Source organism: Ruminiclostridium cellobioparum DSM 1351 = ATCC 15832, assembly GCF_000621505.1.
Taxonomy (GTDB): Bacteria; Bacillota; Clostridia; order Acetivibrionales; family DSM-1351; genus Ruminiclostridium; species Ruminiclostridium cellobioparum.
The window spans coordinates 166,366-183,701 of the sequence record NZ_KK211294.1; the positions used below are offsets into that span (position 1 = coordinate 166,366).

Consider the following 17,336-nt stretch of genomic DNA (forward strand, 5'->3'; position numbering starts at 1 on the left):
TTGAAAATATTTTCGGAGTGAAAAAAATGACGGTATTGACTGCCTCAGTGGTTTTACTAAACACTACAAGAGCATACGACAAGAAATATACATATATAATACCCGACGGCCTGTCCGGAAGAATATGCACAGGCTGCAGGGTCCTGGTACCCTTCGGAGGCGGCAGCACGGTCAAGGAGGGCTTTGTCCTGGAGATAAAGCCCGTTGATGCCGGTTCCCTCAGAAGCGATAATAAAAATATTGAATATAAACCTATCAAGCAGGTACTTGAACCCTATTCACTTATAAAGGGAGATAACATTGAACTGCTGGAGTGGATGAAACGGCAGTATATCTGTACATATTCGGATGTCATCAAATGCATGCTTCCCCCCGGAATCAACGTAAAAACCGTCAAAACCGTCAAATTGACCGATAAAGAATTCAAGGCCTTTAAAAAACAGGACTTGAACAGGATAGTGGAAAATTTGAACTGTGTCGGTGGTGAGTGTGAGTATGACGAACTGCGGGGGATGTGTGAAATAAAAGGCTTTAAGGGCTGCATCCAAAAATTGTGCGAGTGCGGTGCGGTTACGGTGGAGGAATGCTATCAGCAAAAGGTCAGTGCCAAATCAGTCAAAGGCGTCAGCCTTGCCAGAACCCGTGAAGAAATAATTGAGGCGCTGGAGAATAATGCCGTCAAGAGGATACAGCATATTAGAGTGCTGGAGATATTGCTGGATAATGAACTGGTTTCGGTAGCAGACATACAAAGGTTTGCAGGGGTTACCTCCTCAGTTCTCGACACCCTCAGCAAATACGGGTACATATGTTATAAAACCATAGAGCTTCAAAGAAATCCCATAAAGGACAGGGAATATGAAAAGACAGAACACCTGACTCCCACAGCCGAACAGGCCGCGGCGCTGGAAAAGCTCATGGGACAGCTGGACACCGGCACTTTTAAGGAAAGCCTTATCCATGGAATAACAGGAAGCGGAAAAACGGAGGTTTATCTACAACTGATTTCCCACTGCTTTGATATGGGAAAGAGGGCAATTCTTCTGGTGCCTGAAATCTCCCTGACGCCTCAGATGGTTGAGAGGTTTGTTTCAAGGTTCGGAAAACGGGTTGCGGTGATGCACAGCAGGCTTTCCCTGGGGGAAAGGTTCGACCAGTGGAGACTTATAAATGAAGGAAAGGTAGACGTTGTTGTGGGTGCACGTTCGGCGGTTTTTGCACCTGTAACCCATTTGGGGCTTGTTATTATTGACGAGGAGCATGAGGGCTCCTACAAGTCGGAAGCAATGCCCAGATACAATGCCAAGGAGGTGGCACGGGAGCGGTGCAGCATAAATAATGCCCTGCTGGTATACGGTTCGGCCACACCATCGGTGGATACATATTACAGGGCAAAAAATGGTGATATTGACCTTGTTGAAATGAAAAACAGGCCCAACACCTCCGAGCTTCCAAAGGTCATAATGGTTGACATGCGCCTGGAGCTGGAAAACGGCAACAAGACACCTTTCAGCTACCTGCTCCAGGAGGAATTGAAAAAGAATGCCGCAAACGGCCAGCAAAGCATATTGTTCCTTAACAGAAGAGGCTTTTCGACTTTTGTAATATGCCGTAATTGTGGATATACTATGAAATGTCCAGAGTGTAATATTGCGCTGACCTTTCATGCAAAAAGCGACCGCCTGATCTGCCATTACTGCGGCTTCACAGTAAAGAACCCGGCACAGTGCCCCTCCTGCGGGAGCAAGCATATAAGGCACTTCGGCGTCGGAACCCAGAAGATCGAGGACGAAATAAGGAACAGACTTCCCGAAAGCTCGGTTATAAGAATGGACATTGATACGGTGGGCTATAAGAATGCCCATGAAGAAATATTGAACCGGTTTAAAAATGAAAATATAAACATTATGGTGGGAACCCAGATGATAGCCAAAGGGCATGATTTTCCCAATGTGACACTGGTTGGGGTTCTGGCAGCCGACAGTATGCTGAATACAGGGGATTTCAGAGCCAATGAGAGAACCTTTCAGCTGCTGACCCAGGTTGCGGGCAGGGCCGGAAGGGGAGAAAAAGCCGGAAGGGTTATTGTACAGACCTACAATACTGATGAATACAGTATACTGGCCGCCTGCCGTCAGGACTTCACAGGTTTTTACAATCAGGAGATTCTGATCAGGGAGAGACTGGGGTATCCGCCCTTTAACAATATTGCCGTGATTACCTTCAGCGGCAGGAAAGACAGAAGGGTTTTTGAAACAGCAAAAGATATAGGGCCTGAACTGTCCGAAGACGCATTGCCCGACTTTACGGTACTGGGGCCGTCAAGATGCCCCATTCCGAAGCTGGCGGGAAAATACCGCTGGAGAATTGTAATAAAGGCCGGAGACCGGGAGAAGCTTATTGAACGGTTAACGCTGGTGTCTGACAAGGTATGGAAAAAAATCAAGGATGAGGACATGTCCATGAGCATGGATATAAATCCTTACAATATGCTATAATTATGTAAAACGTTAATTATGTAAAACCCTGGGTATAAAACATAATATATAGTAAGATGACCAAAACTTCGGCAAATAATCGGAGTATATACAGCCTTTAATTTTAATAATAAAATAAATAATAAAATTGGTGGAGGTTATTATGGCATACAGAGAAATCAGAAAAGACGGTGACGAGGTCCTCAGAAAAAAGAGCAGACCGGTTGAAGTAATAGATAAGAAAATAGAAACCTTGCTGGACGATATGGCAGACACCATGTATAAGGCCGACGGAGTCGGGCTTGCAGCTCCCCAGGTCGGCATACTCAAACGTATTGTAGTTATAGACGTAGGCAATGGCCTATTTGAAATGATAAATCCTGAAATTCTTGAACAGAGCGGAGAACAGGATGGAATAGAGGGCTGCCTGAGCGTACCGGGTACCTCCGGTGAAGTAGTGCGTCCCATGCATGTAAAAGTAAGTTATACCGACAGAAACGGTGAACCTGTGATCCTTGAAACCGAAGAACTCTTTGCCAGAGCTATCTGCCATGAGCTGGATCATCTGGACGGAATTTTGTACAAGGACAAGGCTCATAAAATGTTCACCGCTGAAGAAATTGAAAAAATGCAGAAATAAGGGGGGGGGGTTCATTTGAGGATAGTTTTTATGGGTACTCCTGATTTTGCGGTACCAAGTCTTGAAATGCTGGTAAACGAAGGTTATGACGTTGCAGCAGCCGTCACGCAGCCTGACAAGCCAAAAGGCAGGGGCAACAGGATGACGGCACCTCCGGTAAAGGAATTTGCATTAAAACACGGTATAGAGGTTTTACAGCCCGAAAAAATAAAAACCCGGGAATTCATTGAACAGATCAGGGCTCTGAAACCTGACTTGCTCATAACTGCCGCCTACGGAAAGATTCTTTCAAAAGATCTGCTTGACGTACCAGTGCACGGCTGTATAAATGTGCATGGCTCACTTTTACCTGCCTACAGGGGTGCTGCTCCCATTAATTGGGCAGTTATAAACGGAGAGAGCAAAACAGGCATTACAACCATGTTCACCGACGTGGGGCTTGATACCGGAGATATGCTCTTGAAAAAGGAGCTTGTCATCGGACCTGACACCACTGTAGGAGAATTGCATGATAAAATGGCTGTGCTTGGAGCGGAGGTTTTAAAGGAAACCCTGGTTGAGCTCAGGAAAGGTACCCTTGAAAGAATACCTCAGGAAGATAATGCTTCCACATATGCTCCTATGATGAGCAAGGAGCTGGGCTTGATAGACTGGAACAAAACGGCCCGGGAAATACACAACCTGGTCAGGGGAACCGATCCGTGGCCCGGAGCATATACCTTTATTGGGGGCGGAAGAATGAGAGTATGGAAAACCTCTCTTGTGCCGGAAGCCGCAGATAGCAGCCGCAGTAACGGAGAAATCCTTAAAGTGGATGATGAAGGTATTTTGGTAAAATGCTCTGATGAAAATCTATTGATCAGGGAGGTTCAGTTTGACTCTTCAAAAAGGATGAGCGTCCGTGATTACATTAGAGGCCATCAGATTAATACAGGTGAAACCCTTGGAAAATAATATAAAAGTATTTGTAAGAACATCAACAATAATATTTACTGTTTTTATTTCACTGCTGGCAGTTTTCAGTGTCGCTTATGCCCATGCCACCTTAAAGGCCTATAATATTATTTTAATGTCTATTATAGCAGCTATGGGCCTGAGCTTGCTTTTGTTATTACTTGTGAGTCTTGCAATTGTCTCCACCTACAGAAACAAAAAAGCCTGTCCGGTCATGTTAATGCTTACAAAAGCCGGTATGCAGATAATGCTGCCGCTGGCACTTCTATTTGCCAGGGCAAACCAAACGTTAAAAAAGAGTATAAGACTATTTTATATAGAGTTGAATAATATCGTTGTAGAATCTGATAATAAGAAATACAGGCCCGAGGATGTTATGCTGCTTTTGCCCCACTGTCTTCAAAACAGTGAATGCGGCTTGAAGGTGACCAGTAATCCCCAGGTCTGCCGGAGGTGCGGAAAATGTAAAATAGGCCAGCTGCTGGACTATGCTTCGGAAAGGAATATAGGTATATTTATAGCAACGGGTGGAACTGTGGCGCGGAAAATAATCAGGCAAAACAATCCAAAACTCATTATATCGGTTGCCTGCGAAAGGGATCTGATGAGCGGGATATCGGATGTTAAAGTGATTCCGGTCATAGGGATTACCAATAAACAGCCAAATGGTCCATGTTTCAATACCGATGTGGATTTTGCCGCAATTAAGGAGCGGGTGGAGCAGTTGACTTAAAATGGATTATGCAAAATTTTCATTACATTTTGTGGCCACAAATGTGGCTCATGGAGGTTAATATGGGATTTCTCTATATGGATCAATATTATCTGGTTTTGGTTGTTCCGGCACTGATAATATCAATGATAGCATCGTTCCGTGTAAGGACAACCTTTAATAAATACCGTGAAATAGGCAATTCGAAAAATATGACGGGGGCCGAGGTGGCAAGATATCTGCTGCAGTCAAACGGCATATATGATGTTCAGGTTACCAGAGTCAAAGGGGAACTGACAGATCACTATGACCCGCGCAAAAAGGAGCTTCGCCTGTCCGATTCCACGTATTCAAGCGTATCCGTGGCGGCTGTGGGTGTTGCGGCTCATGAAACCGGCCATGCCATACAGCACAGTGTAAAATACGGTCCCCTGGCTTTGAGAAGCTCGTTGGTGCCGGTTGCAAATATAGGCTCCCAGGCCGGCCCTACTCTGGCTATCCTGGGATTGATCCTGAGCTGGTCTGTGCTGATCAATATAGGCCTGCTGCTGTTTGCAGCTGCAATACTTTTCTACCTGATAACCCTGCCGGTGGAGTTCAATGCCAGCAGCAGGGCCATAGAAAGCCTGGACAGACATAATATTTTAATGAAGGATGAACTGCAGTCGGCAAAGAAAGTTTTAAATGCCGCAGCTTTAACGTATGTGGCGTCGGCTCTTGTGGCAATAGCGAACTTTTTGAGACTGCTGCTGCTGGCTGGAAACCGCAGAAACAGGGATTAGGAAAATAAAACGGAAGAACACAGAAGAAGACAGGAGAAAACGGGAGAAAATATGGCAATAGATATTGCAAGAGAGAATGCCCTGAAAATTTTGTATGATATCAGTGAGAATTCGGCATATTCAAATATCTCGGTCAATAAGTTTCTTGAGGCCGGGGAACTGAGGGATATCGACAGGGCCTTTGCAACAGAGCTGGCTTATGGGACGGTCAAGTGGCTTATAGAGATAGATTATATAATCGGTAAATTTTCCAGTGTCAGGCTGAAGAAGCTGTCACCCTGGATCAGAAATATATTAAGGCTGGGAATATACCAGCTGCTTCACACCGACAGGATACCGGCATCGGCGGCCTGCAATACCAGTGTGGAACTGGCCAAGCGATACGGACATCAGGCTTCAAGCCGCTTTGTCAATGGGGTCCTGAGAAATGTAGCGAGAAGCAGGGACAACATGCCATACCCTGAAAAGAAGGATATGATCCGCTATTTGAGTATTGTGTATTCACACCCGGAGGAATTGGTTTCCAGATGGCTGCAGCTGTTTGGAGCCGGATTTACCGAAAGCCTGCTGAAGAGCAATAATGAAGTGCCCGGCTTCAGTGTAAGGGTCAATACGCTTAAAACAAACCGCAGGGCTTTGATGGAAGCACTTAAGGCCGAGGGCTGTGAAGCGCGGGAGGGGAATTACCTGGAGGATGCGGTGATCCTGGAAAATCCGTCCTCCATTGCCAGACTTGAAGCCTTCCGGAATGGATGTTTTACCGTTCAGGATGAAAGCTCGATGCTGTCGTCGGTGGTACTGGAGCCGGCGGAAGGCCAGCTGGCCGTCGATGTGTGCAGTGCTCCAGGCGGCAAGGCAACACACCTTGCTCAGATTATGAACGACAAAGGCACCGTGCTTGCACGGGATATCCATCCCCATAAGCTGAAGCTTGTGGAAAGCAACGCCGCCAGGTTGGGCATACATACAATAAAGACCGAACTGTTTGACGCTGCAAAGTGTGATGAAAGTCTTGCGGGCAGGGCGGACAGGGTTTTGGTGGATGCCCCCTGTACAGGTCTGGGAATAATCAGAAAGAAACCTGATATCAAGTATTCAAAAAATCTTGCCGGTCAAAAGGAAATAATAGAGCTTCAGAGGCAGGTGCTCAAGAATGCCTCAAATTATGTAAAGTCGGGAGGATACCTGGTTTACAGCACCTGTACCATACAGCCCGAGGAAAATCTTGACAATGTTATGGCTTTTCTTTCGGAAAACAAGGACTTCAAGCTTGCGGACTTTGAGGATTTGCTGCCCGAAAAGCTAAAGGCAGGGACGGCAAAGGAAGGGTATATGCAGCTGTATCCAAATGTTAACCAGACAGATGGTTTTTTTATAAGCAAGCTGGTGAAAATCAGTGATTAGCAGGCAGTAATCCCGAGTATCTTAATATAAGAGCCGGAGTTAAAGCTGTTTTGCTTCGATATAATGAAAAAAAGTAAAAAAAGAGATGCATTTTATTGAATAAATGGTATAAAATAGTAGATGTCATTGTTCATAAACAGAAAAGCTTTTAAAAAATCAATTTTAATCAATATTATAGAGAGTATTAGGGAATCATATGAGAAATTTAATGGACATGACTCTGGAGGAACTGGAACAGCTTCTTTCAGAAATGGGTCAGCAGAAATTCAGAGCCAAACAGATATTTAAATGGGTCAACAGCGGCATAAAATCCGTGGATGATATGACAAACCTTTCAAAGCAGCTGCGGCAGGAATTAAGCCGGGTTGCTCAAATAAGCAGGCTCAGGCAGGTAAACAAGCTCCAGTCAAAAATAGATTCTACTGCAAAATACTTGTTTGAACTGGAGGACGGGAATATAATTGAAAGTGTGCTTATGGAATACAAGCATGGTTTTACCGCATGTATATCCTCACAGGCGGGCTGCAGAATGGGCTGCACCTTCTGTGCCTCGACGGGGGCGAATTTTTCAAGAAATCTGACTCCGGGGGAAATGCTGGATCAGGTTATGACAATGCAGGAGGACTCGGGAAAAAGAATAGGGCATATAGTATTAATGGGCATTGGAGAGCCGCTGGACAATTATGATAATGTGGTCAGATTTTTAAGAATTGTAAATCATCCCGACGGTTTGATGATCGGACTGAGAAATATTTCTCTTTCCACCTGCGGGATAGTACCGCGGATACTTCAGCTGGCCCGAGAAAATCTGCCGGTTACCCTGTCTGTTTCACTTCACAGTGCAAGGGATGACAAGCGGTCGGCTATGATGCCTGTAAACAAGGCCTATTCTATTGACAAATTGCTCTCAGCATGTAAGATATATACTGAGAGCACTAAAAGAAGGATAACATTTGAATATGCAATGATTTCGGGAGAAAACGACTCGGAGCAGGATGCAAGAGAACTTGCAGGTTTACTAAAGGGAATGCTGTGTCATGTAAATTTGATTCCTGTAAATACCGTTCAGGGGAACGGTTATAAAAAAAGCTCACGGGTTCAGATAGATAAATTTAAAAACATTATGGAATCAAGAGGAATTGAAACTACTGTTAGGAGAGAGTTGGGCAGCGATATCGATGCTGCCTGCGGTCAGCTGAGAAAGAACAGACTAGACAGTAATGCAGATTAGGCTTTTGGTATTTTGGTGTTTGGTTCAGGAGTGATTTTTTTGAAGTATGGCATTAGAACAGACAGAGGGCTAAAGAGACAATTGAATGAGGACAATTGCAATGTTCTGGTTGGATATCCGGGAATACCGGCCTGTTTCGTCATTGCAGACGGAATGGGCGGGCATAAATGCGGGGAGGTAGCCAGCAAACAGGCTGTGGATTCAGTATGCAATTTATTGCTTAAGGCAGACTGGGAGAAAGAAAATATTTCTGAAATGCTAAGTGATATTATTGTAAAAGTAAATGATGAGATCTATAATTTTTCACTTTTGGATGAAGCTACCCAGGGTATGGGCACGACGCTTATAATTACCGTGCTGAAAAACAGAAAGCTTTATATCGGTCATGTTGGTGACAGCCGTGTATATATTATCAGAGAAAACTCCATTGAAAAGGTGACCTGGGATCATTCCTTTATTGAAGAGCTTGTCAAAAATGGTTCCATCACCAGGGATGAAGCGGTGAATCATCCAAAGAGAAACCTTATAACACGTGCTGTAGGCTATGAACTCGGTTTGCAGGTTGATACATACGAAATAGATTTAAAAGATAATGATATAATTCTCCTTTGCACCGATGGTCTGACAAATATGCTTACAGAGGAAGAAATACTGGATATAATAAAAAATAATGAAGAACCGCAGGATGCTTGTGATACTTTAATTCAAAAAGCAAATAATAACGGTGGGGAAGACAATACAACCGTAATAGTTGGTAAAATATAAGTAGAGGTGAAATATGGAAGGTCAAGTATTAGGAAATAGATACCTGTTACTGGAAAAAATCGGCGGCGGCGGAATGGCAGTCGTATATAAGGCAAAGTGCAATCTGCTGAACAGATTTGTCGCTATTAAAATATTACGTTCTGAATTCACTAATGATGAAGAATTTGTCAAGCGCTTCAAGGTGGAGGCCCAGGCGGTAGCGAGCCTGTCACATCCCAATGTTGTTTCCATTTACGACGTAGGACACCAGGATGATATTCACTATATAGTTATGGAATATGTCGACGGGATGACTTTAAAGGAATTCATCAACAAGCATGGGGCTATTAATTGGCAGGATGCGGTGAAAATAACCATTCAGATCTGCTCTGCCATTGAACATGCGCACAAAAATAATATTGTACATAGGGATATCAAGCCCCATAATATTTTGCTGACAAAAGACGGTATAGCAAAAGTGACCGATTTCGGTATAGCCAGGGCTGTTACTTCTTCAACAATAACCATGGTTGGAAGCACAATAGGTTCGGTGCATTATTTTTCTCCCGAACAGGCCAGGGGAGGATTCATTGATGAAAAGTCCGACCTGTATTCACTTGGAATAGCGCTGTATGAAATGGTAACAGGGAAGGTTCCCTTTGACGGTGATACTCCCGTTTCTGTGGCACTGAAGCATATCCAGGAAGTGCCTGTGGAGCCGCACAAACATGTACCCAGCCTGCCATATGGTGTGAATGAAATAATCATGAAAGCAATTCAAAAGGAACAAAATCTCAGATACCAATCGGCAACTTCAATGATCAATGACCTGAACAGAGTCCTGGTACAGCCCCAGGGCGGCTTTGTGGGCGTGGAAAATTTCAACGGCCAGTCCACCATCCGTATGAAACCTGTTAATTCACCCAGAACTGCAAACGAATCCAGAAATAATGAATATAATAAAAATAACGACGCTAAAAAAGAAAAAAAGAAAAATTATGTTGCATACTGGATTGCTGGTATTACAAGCATACTTGTGATTGCTCTGGCTATTTTCATGGTAATCAGTTTATTCAGTAAAACAATTCAACCCACATACAAGATGGATAACTATGTAGGAAGAGAATACGAAGCAGTTAAAATCGAACTTGAGGAAAAGGGCTTTAAGATAACCCCGACTATGAAAGTAAGTGAGACTGTGGCAAAAGGAATTATCATAGATCAAAGCATTCCCCCCGGAACGGATTATAAAAGCGGAAATTATACTTCCCTGGAGCTGACCGTAAGCAGCGGTCCCAAAATGTCCAAGGTTCCCGAGGTAAAAGACCGGGAATATAGAGAAGCACAGAGCGAAATAGAGGCGAATAACCTCAAATACAAGATTGAAAGGGAATTCAACGAGGATGTTGCAGCCGATTATGTAATAAGAACAGAGCCTGCAGCCGGTGAAGAAGTTGAGGAAGGCACCGAAGTCACCATATATGTGAGCAAGGGTGCAAAAACCCAGAGGATAAAGGTGCCGAATCTAGTTGGAAAAACTGAACTTGAAGCACAAAAGGCACTGGCCGATAATAAACTGCAGCTTGGAAATATAATTCCTGCCGGCGGAAAGGGTATAGTCAACAAACAATTGCCTGAAGCCTATACCGAGGTTGAAGAGGGCGAATCGGTCACCATCTGGCTGACCGTGGAACAGGCTCCGGCTACAGATACATCCCAGGAACCGACTCTTCCGACCGACACGTCGGGAGACGGAACCGAGACAAAAGATCCGGCTGATTCCACACAGTCTGATGTTCAGACAAACAATCAAAATAACAATGGAACCAATGTAACTAACTAGTGCATTAACTAATGAACTGACGAACTAAATAATGACTAGCTAACGGACTAACAGGGATATGGGGAAACAGGAGGTAACTTATTGCCAGCAGGAGTGATTCTAAAAGGAATTGGTGGTTTTTACTACGTAAAGGACGACATTAACGGGGACGTTTATGAATGCAAGCCAAGAGGGGTATTCAGGAAGGATTCCATAATACCGCTCCCCGGTGACCGGGTGGGCTTCAGTGTGCTTGATGACCAGGAGAAATTAGGCAATATTGATGAAATTCAAAAACGTTCGTCGGAATTAATGCGTCCTGCTGTAGCCAATGTTGACCAATTGGTTATAGTTGTGGCGGTTAAGGCACCAAGCCCCGATTTTATGCTGCTGGACAAGTTGCTTATAACAGCTGAAAAGAAAAACTTAAATATCCTCATTTGTATAAACAAGATCGATATTGATGATGGAAATGCAAAGCTTATCAAGGATGCATATTCCCTGGCAGGCTATAATTGTATTGAAATAAGCTCGGTAAGGAATATAGGCTACAGGCAGCTAAAAGAAGAACTGAAGGACCATATGAGTGTATTTGCCGGTCAGTCGGGTGTTGGAAAGTCAACAATTCTCAATCATATTATGGAATCCTGGGTAATGGAAACAGGCAGTGTAAGCCAAAAGATCGAGCGGGGAAAACACACCACAAGGCATGCCGAAATCATGGAGCTTAAATACGGAGGTTATGTTGCCGATACACCGGGCTTCAGCTCCTATGAGATAACCGACGTGCAGTATAATGAACTTCAGAATTATTATCCTGAATTCAGAAAATATTTAAATACCTGCAGGTTTACTTCCTGCAGCCATATTACAGAACCTGACTGTCCCGTACGCGAAGCACTTGAACGCGGTGAAATGGATAATAACCGGTTTCAGAGATATATACAATTATACAAAACACTAAAAGACATACCACAATACAAATCAAAAAAGACAGAAGCCAGGAGAGTGATAAAGTGATAAAGATTGCCCCTTCGATTTTAGCAGCGGATTTTTCCCGCCTTGGTGAGGAAATACAAAAAGCTGATATTAACGGTGCTGATTTAATTCATATTGATGTAATGGATGGACATTTTGTTCCAAATATAACTATAGGACCTGATGTAGTCAAGCATTTGAGGAAAACTACAGACAAGCCCTTTGATGTGCATTTAATGATATCAGATCCCGACAAATACATAGAGAAATTTGCAGAAGCAGGAGCTGACATCATTACGGTACATGCCGAAGCCAGTCTGCACCTCAATAGAACCATCCAGCTGATCAAAAGCTTCGGAAAAAAGGCCGGGGTTGCATTAAATCCTGCAACTTCCCTGTCGGTGCTGGATTATATATTGCCGGAACTGGATATGGTCCTTTTAATGACGGTTAATCCCGGCTTTGGAGGACAGTCCTATATAAAGACAGCAACAAGAAAAATTGAAGAATTGAAGAATTTGGTGCTTAGAAGCACTGTAAATATTGATATTGAAGTAGATGGCGGTATAGACACAAGTACTATCGGGCTGGTAACAAGGGCGGGGGCCAATGTTATAGTGGCAGGTTCGGCCGTGTACCAAAAGCCGGATGTGGGAGAGGCCATCAAACAGTTAAGGCTGAATGCCTTTAACAGAAATCTTGTTTAGTGCTACCGCTGTATTCAGGATATATATTATGTAAAATAAAAATTAATTGGTGAATGATGAAAGCTGTTATTGTATGTAATGGTTCTGTTAAGGACTATAATGTTATAAGACCTTTTTTCGAAAATGCCGGTTATATCATTTCTGTAGACGGAGGTGCAGGGCACCTGCGGAAGCTGGGTATAATACCGGATGTTCTTCTGGGAGACTTTGATTCTGCAAATAAAGAAGATATCGAATACTTTCAGACCCGTGGCATAAAAGCCGAGCAGTTTCCTGTTGAAAAGGATATGACCGATTCGGAGCTGGCAATTGAAAGAGCAGTGGAAAAAGGGGCCGACGAGATAATATTTATTGGAGCCATGGGGAGCAGGGTTGATCACTCCATGGCAAATATTTTTCTGTTAAAAAAACTGCTGGACCAAAATGTCAAGGCCTGTATAGCAGATGAACACAACCGGATATATATGTTTGACAAAACCTTTTCGATGCCGAGGGTAGAGGGATACAAGCTGTCACTCATTCCTGTTACCGAAGAGGTGACAGGGGTAACAACAAAAGGCTTGAAATACCCTTTGAACAATGCCACCATGCATCTGGGAACCTCCTGGGGGGTCAGCAATGAGTTTTATGAGGATATTGCCGGTGTGACCATTGGCAGCGGCACTCTGCTGGTCTGCTTATCCCGGGACTGAATGATGCAAATGTGATTAAGGAAAGCAATCAAAATGTCAAATATAGTAACAGATACAACCATATATACGGGTAAACCCGATTGCACCGGCAGGCTTCAAAAGGAGACAGGCACATATGATCTCCTTGACAAGCTGGGAATCGAATACTTCCGGCTGGATCACAAGGAGACCAATTCCATAGATGATTGCCACGAGGTTGAGAAGCTGCTGGAAATAGAAATCTGCAAAAACCTGTTTCTTTGCAATTCTGCCCGAACCCGATTTTATCTGCTGGTAATGCCGGGGGATAAGAAGTTTGATACTAAGGCTGTTTCAAGGCAGATAGGCTCGACAAGGCTTTCCTTTGCCCCTGCGGAGCATATGGAAAGGTATTTGAACATAACACCTGGTTCTGTCAGCATACTAGGCCTTATGAACGACGTGGAAAAGAAGGTGGGCTTGCTGATAGACAGGGATATTCTGAAATCGGAATATTTTGGCTGCCACCCATGTGTCAATACCAGCAGCCTTAAAATCAAAACAAACGATCTGCTTACGAAGTTTCTGGCGTATACCGGACATTCACCTTCATATGTGGAACTGTAAGCCGGGCAAAAGCATAATTTGATTAAAATTATTTTATTTATTGAATAAACATATTGCATGAGAGCCTGAATCATGGTACTATATTAAAAGTAAAAATGCTTGGGGCATTAGCGCAGTTGGGAGTGAAAGCTATCCCATGTGCAATTCCTCAGAAAAAAGAAACCTGGAAGTTGTAAAAAAACGGAAAACCGCATGAATAAGAGGTTTTCTAATATATGGGGGTGTAGCTCACCTGGGAGAGCGCTTGAATGGCATTCAAGAGGTAAGGGGTTCGATCCCCCTCATCTCCACCAAAAAACCTTTAAACCGCAAGGCTTTCAGCCTTGCGGTTTACTATTATATGAATGAGAAGACGGACACTTGATGAATTTTTGCAGGCGAAGCACTGGCATTTATCTTTTCACTTATTGGTACACTTTTATTTTTATCTTTTCTTTAATAAAGTGTTGATTTCGGTGTCCCTGTTCCGAGACTTGAATATCGAATCTTAGACTGTAGTTAATATAATATTTAGAAAAGACATCCTTGCATATTTACGGGTAATCGCTTCAGCTTATGATTTGATCAAGGAGCTTATTTGCGGAAAGGTCGACAAACAGCTTCTGATTATTTTTGTTTTTATCAATTATTCTTGCTTGCTCAATTGAATTTAAAATTTCTCCTCCTTTTTTTACCTGCTTTTGATAAGAAACCAAAGGGCCAGGATGCAATGGTAAAAAATCACATTAATTTATAGTTTTCTCGGTCATTCTTATGTATAATAAAGAATATACAGTAAAAAGCGACACAAACCGGAGTGCAGCTTATGGCAATACAGATAAGGGAGTTTTCATAGATTGCTGCAAATAAATGAAAAGTGAGTTTAATGAAGGATAGCTATGCTTGAACAGGAAATATTTATAGTTTTGCAAAAAGTAATTAATGATTCAAAGAATAAATTTGTACCCTTGAGGAACTTGTTTTCTGCTGTTGAAAGCATCAATCCCGACATGCCTGTTTTTCTTCAAAGCCCTGAGGGACAAGCCGCCTTTTTAAGCAGTATTAATGCTCTGGTTTATGCTAACAGTATATCTTCAGTCGGAAATAAGACAAATCATAAAGGTCTCCACGACAAATACAAAATAAATAAGCAGAATGAAAAGAAGGATAATCAGCTCATTTCAGAGATTATTAGAAATATAACACTTCCTGCGGTTCTTGACTACTATCTGAAAAACTCCAATGATTATTTGAAGGATAAGGATATAATTGATATAATCTTAAATTACATAAAAAAGAAAGAGGGCAGCGTGGTTACGGTTAATGAACGGGCATATGAGCTCTTTGGAGATGAAAAATTCTTTAAGGGCGACGAAAAGGACAGAAGCCGTGGGGGGGTTGTTTTAAAGAGGCTGGGCCTGAACTATGAACAGCTTGGGTGTATTGAAACTGTGGAGCCATTTTTCAGCTTTCAGAAGAAGGATTTTTATTTAAAACAAGTACGCAATATTTATATAATAGAAAACAAGGATACCTTCTGGTCCTTCAAAAGGAGTGTTATGGATTCGCCTGCTGTAGTTAAGCCCGACATGCTTATTTATGGAGAGGGCAAAAAAATAATCAGCAGCTTTAAATATATTGATGAATATGAGATTAATCCCGGTGAGGACACGATTCACTACTTTGGAGACCTGGATGCCGAGGGAATAAATATCTACTGTGATCTTAAGTCGAAATTTCAGAAATACAATATTATTCCTTTTTACAAAGGCTATGAGGCAGTTCTGGAAACAGGACTGAAAAAGGGCCCGGCTAAAACTCCCAGACAGCAAAGGGTCAGTGATGATAATATCCTGCAATTTGTAAACGGGTTTGATATAAATGTGGCGGTAAAGATACGGAGGCTTATAAACGGCGGTTTATATATACCCCAGGAGGCTTTGTCCTCTGCCGGTATGAAAGAAAGGTTCAGATATAACCATGATTGAAGATAGGGATGATGTACTTGCACGGGAAATTATTCGAGAAAATACTGCTAGAAAAGACCCTGAAATAACTCTTATAGAAGACTTTACAGACGAAATTGACATGAGAATGGATCAGATCAAAATATTTTATCCCATAATGGAGCTCCTCAGAAAGCGTAAAACTGATCAGAGGTATATTGAGCTGATTCCGGAATTGTGCTTTCTGGTGCTTGCATACCTGATTTATGAGGGCAAACTGAAGCACAGAGGGCTTACTTTTGACAATGTTGAAGCATTTGTGTCCAAAGCCTTGAAGAGAATCTATATTTCAGAGCCTGAGCCGGAAATATCCAGGGATCTCGCCTTTGAACTTCTGGACGGGCTTCAGAACGGCGGCCGCAATTTTGTCCAGAACACCTTTAGTTTCAAAGGGCAGGCTTTTAGAGAAAAATACATAAAATTTATTGAAATAAAGCAGACGGAGAACGGAAGCCTTCAGTATTTCATTACTGAACAGGGTGTGGATTTTTATCTCAAAACCAAGGAATTTCCGGAGGAAACGAAAATCACGATCAATCTGCTGCTTTTCCAAAAACAGATGGAAAAGGGGGCTTTCAGCTTTGCCTATGAAACCGTCAGACGGTTAAATATGGAGGTGCAAAAAAAGAAGGACAAAAAGTATACTCTGCTGGAAACCCTGATGTACGGGGAGATGGATTCCGGAGAAGAGTATATGGCTTATCACAGGAGCATCGTGCAGCAATTTCAGGAGGAATCAGAGCTTTTTAATGTGGCCATAAATAATGTTCAGAGTGCTTTCGGAGAATATATTGACAGGATCAATGACGGAAAAGCATCCGACAAGGAGCTACGGTCCTTTACCCTGATTAAAATTATCGAAAAGGAAATCGGCAGAGCCCAAACCCTGCATACTGAGCTTCTTAAGGAAGCTGTCAGCTTTACAAGGGAATATGACAATGTGCTGGGTTTAAGGAGAAAAGCCATATTTACCGAGAAATTCAACTTTCAGAGGGAATTTGAAAGACTGGTTTCCCACAATGAAAATCCTGAGCTGCTGAAATATATTTTTGAGCCCCTGATCAGCCCTAATATTAGAAAAAGCTTTAATTTGTTAAGAATATTAGAGCCCCAGAGTGTAGTAAAAAGCAGGCAGGAGAATAACGCAGCAACTGATGAAGAAAAGGATTCTGACAGGGCTACAGTAGATGATATAACCCGGGTGAGGGTTAAGGATAATTTTATATTTTATGCCGCAAGACTACTTGAAGCTTTGATCGTATATAAGGAGCTGGATTTGAAGCATTTCTGCAGTCTGCTGGTTAAGAAAAATTCGGAAGCCTCTGTTTATAATGGTGACTTCATAAGCTTTGTCATTGAGTTGAACAGGAATAAGGATATTGGCCGGCATGTAAGGACTATCAGCCTATCGGATGTGTTTCCGAAAACTGATGATGACATGAAAACGATTGAGGAGATTTTTACCAGGGCAATGTACAAAGTAAAGGCAGAAGGCAGGATAAACAGGATAACCGTGACCAGTTATCCTGATGAGGATGTTGAACTTTTGCCTGGCCTTAAGATTACAAATATGATATTTAAAGCATGATTAAACAATAAAATAGTCGCCTTAAAATGGGAAAG

At 42.7% G+C, this 17,336-nt stretch carries 15 protein-coding genes and 1 tRNA gene; all 16 read left to right on the top strand.

The genetic code is table 11. The features are described from left to right. The first annotated feature begins 26 nt into the window (after nucleotides 1-26). The 16 genes from priA (at nucleotide 27) to T344_RS0125340 (ending at nucleotide 17,301) form a co-directional block, all read left to right on the top strand. Nucleotides 27-2,498 carry a primosomal protein N' gene (priA, locus tag T344_RS0125260; RefSeq protein ID WP_027631018.1) on the top strand — a complete coding sequence of 824 codons (2,472 nt, stop codon included), beginning with the start codon at nucleotides 27-29 and terminating at the stop codon, nucleotides 2,496-2,498. Between the two features lie 142 nt (nucleotides 2,499-2,640). Continuing rightward, on the top strand, nucleotides 2,641-3,117 hold the full coding sequence (def, locus tag T344_RS0125265) for a peptide deformylase (protein ID WP_027631019.1): 477 nt from the start codon (nucleotides 2,641-2,643) through the stop codon (nucleotides 3,115-3,117). A gap of 15 nt (nucleotides 3,118-3,132) precedes the next feature. Further along, entirely contained in the window at nucleotides 3,133-4,071 is a 939-nt protein-coding gene (gene fmt, locus T344_RS0125270) for a methionyl-tRNA formyltransferase (protein WP_027631020.1), read from the top strand. Continuing rightward, nucleotides 4,052-4,804, top strand: coding sequence for a DUF116 domain-containing protein (locus T344_RS0125275; RefSeq protein ID WP_242842147.1), 753 nt, complete (start codon nucleotides 4,052-4,054; stop codon nucleotides 4,802-4,804). The genes fmt and T344_RS0125275 overlap by 20 nt, the downstream gene beginning before the upstream one ends. A 62-nt stretch (nucleotides 4,805-4,866) precedes the next feature. Further along, entirely contained in the window at nucleotides 4,867-5,565 is a 699-nt protein-coding gene (locus T344_RS0125280; RefSeq protein WP_027631022.1) for a zinc metallopeptidase, read from the top strand. A gap of 51 nt (nucleotides 5,566-5,616) precedes the next feature. Beyond that, a complete protein-coding gene (gene rsmB / locus T344_RS0125285; RefSeq protein WP_027631023.1) occupies nucleotides 5,617-6,969 on the top strand; it encodes a 16S rRNA (cytosine(967)-C(5))-methyltransferase RsmB in 1,353 nt (450 codons plus the stop codon). Nucleotides 6,970-7,165: 196 nt separating this feature from the next. After that, nucleotides 7,166-8,200 (top strand): dual-specificity RNA methyltransferase RlmN, encoded by a 1,035-nt coding sequence (rlmN, locus tag T344_RS0125290; protein ID WP_027631024.1) that lies wholly within the window; start codon nucleotides 7,166-7,168, stop codon nucleotides 8,198-8,200. 30 nt (nucleotides 8,201-8,230) lie between these two features. Then, nucleotides 8,231-8,965 (top strand): Stp1/IreP family PP2C-type Ser/Thr phosphatase, encoded by a 735-nt coding sequence (locus tag T344_RS0125295; protein ID WP_242842144.1) that lies wholly within the window; start codon nucleotides 8,231-8,233, stop codon nucleotides 8,963-8,965. A gap of 13 nt (nucleotides 8,966-8,978) precedes the next feature. Next, nucleotides 8,979-10,787: a Stk1 family PASTA domain-containing Ser/Thr kinase gene (gene pknB / locus T344_RS0125300; protein ID WP_027631026.1), complete on the top strand. Its 1,809-nt coding sequence runs from the start codon at nucleotides 8,979-8,981 to the stop codon at nucleotides 10,785-10,787. 81 nt (nucleotides 10,788-10,868) lie between these two features. Next, on the top strand, nucleotides 10,869-11,786 hold the full coding sequence (rsgA, locus tag T344_RS0125305) for a ribosome small subunit-dependent GTPase A (protein ID WP_027631027.1): 918 nt from the start codon (nucleotides 10,869-10,871) through the stop codon (nucleotides 11,784-11,786). Continuing rightward, nucleotides 11,783-12,451, top strand: a complete 669-nt coding sequence (gene rpe, locus T344_RS0125310) for a ribulose-phosphate 3-epimerase (protein WP_027631028.1) — start codon at nucleotides 11,783-11,785, stop codon at nucleotides 12,449-12,451. Before rsgA ends, rpe begins: the two co-directional genes overlap by 4 nt. Nucleotides 12,452-12,504: 53 nt before the next feature. Continuing rightward, entirely contained in the window at nucleotides 12,505-13,143 is a 639-nt protein-coding gene (locus T344_RS0125315) for a thiamine diphosphokinase (protein WP_242842145.1), read from the top strand. Nucleotides 13,144-13,176: 33 nt separating this feature from the next. Next, nucleotides 13,177-13,728, top strand: coding sequence for a prolyl-tRNA synthetase associated domain-containing protein (locus T344_RS0125320; RefSeq protein ID WP_027631030.1), 552 nt, complete (start codon nucleotides 13,177-13,179; stop codon nucleotides 13,726-13,728). Between the two features lie 217 nt (nucleotides 13,729-13,945). Then, nucleotides 13,946-14,021: transfer RNA gene (locus T344_RS0125325), tRNA-Ala, on the top strand. A gap of 585 nt (nucleotides 14,022-14,606) precedes the next feature. Continuing rightward, the gene (locus tag T344_RS0125335) at nucleotides 14,607-15,695 is read left to right on the top strand and encodes a Wadjet anti-phage system protein JetD domain-containing protein (protein WP_027631031.1); all 1,089 of its coding nucleotides are present in this window, start codon (nucleotides 14,607-14,609) and stop codon (nucleotides 15,693-15,695) included. Further along, a complete protein-coding gene (locus T344_RS0125340) occupies nucleotides 15,688-17,301 on the top strand; it encodes a hypothetical protein (protein ID WP_027631032.1) in 1,614 nt (537 codons plus the stop codon). Before T344_RS0125335 ends, T344_RS0125340 begins: the two co-directional genes overlap by 8 nt. Nucleotides 17,302-17,336: the final 35 nt, after the last annotated feature.

What these genes read in the sequence shown, in the direction of transcription:
- pknB (WP_027631026.1), top strand. Translation starts at nt 8,979, where the DNA reads ATGGAAGGTCAAGTATTAGGAAATAGATACCTGTTACTGGAAAAAATC.
- T344_RS0125280 (WP_027631022.1), top strand. Translation starts at nt 4,867, where the DNA reads ATGGGATTTCTCTATATGGATCAATATTATCTGGTTTTGGTTGTTCCG.
- rlmN (WP_027631024.1), top strand. Translation starts at nt 7,166, where the DNA reads ATGAGAAATTTAATGGACATGACTCTGGAGGAACTGGAACAGCTTCTT.
- rsmB (WP_027631023.1), top strand. Translation starts at nt 5,617, where the DNA reads ATGGCAATAGATATTGCAAGAGAGAATGCCCTGAAAATTTTGTATGAT.
- T344_RS0125340 (WP_027631032.1), top strand. Translation starts at nt 15,688, where the DNA reads ATGATTGAAGATAGGGATGATGTACTTGCACGGGAAATTATTCGAGAA.
- T344_RS0125335 (WP_027631031.1), top strand. Translation starts at nt 14,607, where the DNA reads ATGCTTGAACAGGAAATATTTATAGTTTTGCAAAAAGTAATTAATGAT.
- T344_RS0125315 (WP_242842145.1), top strand. Translation starts at nt 12,505, where the DNA reads ATGATGAAAGCTGTTATTGTATGTAATGGTTCTGTTAAGGACTATAAT.
- def (WP_027631019.1), top strand. Translation starts at nt 2,641, where the DNA reads ATGGCATACAGAGAAATCAGAAAAGACGGTGACGAGGTCCTCAGAAAA.
- priA (WP_027631018.1), top strand. Translation starts at nt 27, where the DNA reads ATGACGGTATTGACTGCCTCAGTGGTTTTACTAAACACTACAAGAGCA.
- T344_RS0125320 (WP_027631030.1), top strand. Translation starts at nt 13,177, where the DNA reads ATGTCAAATATAGTAACAGATACAACCATATATACGGGTAAACCCGAT.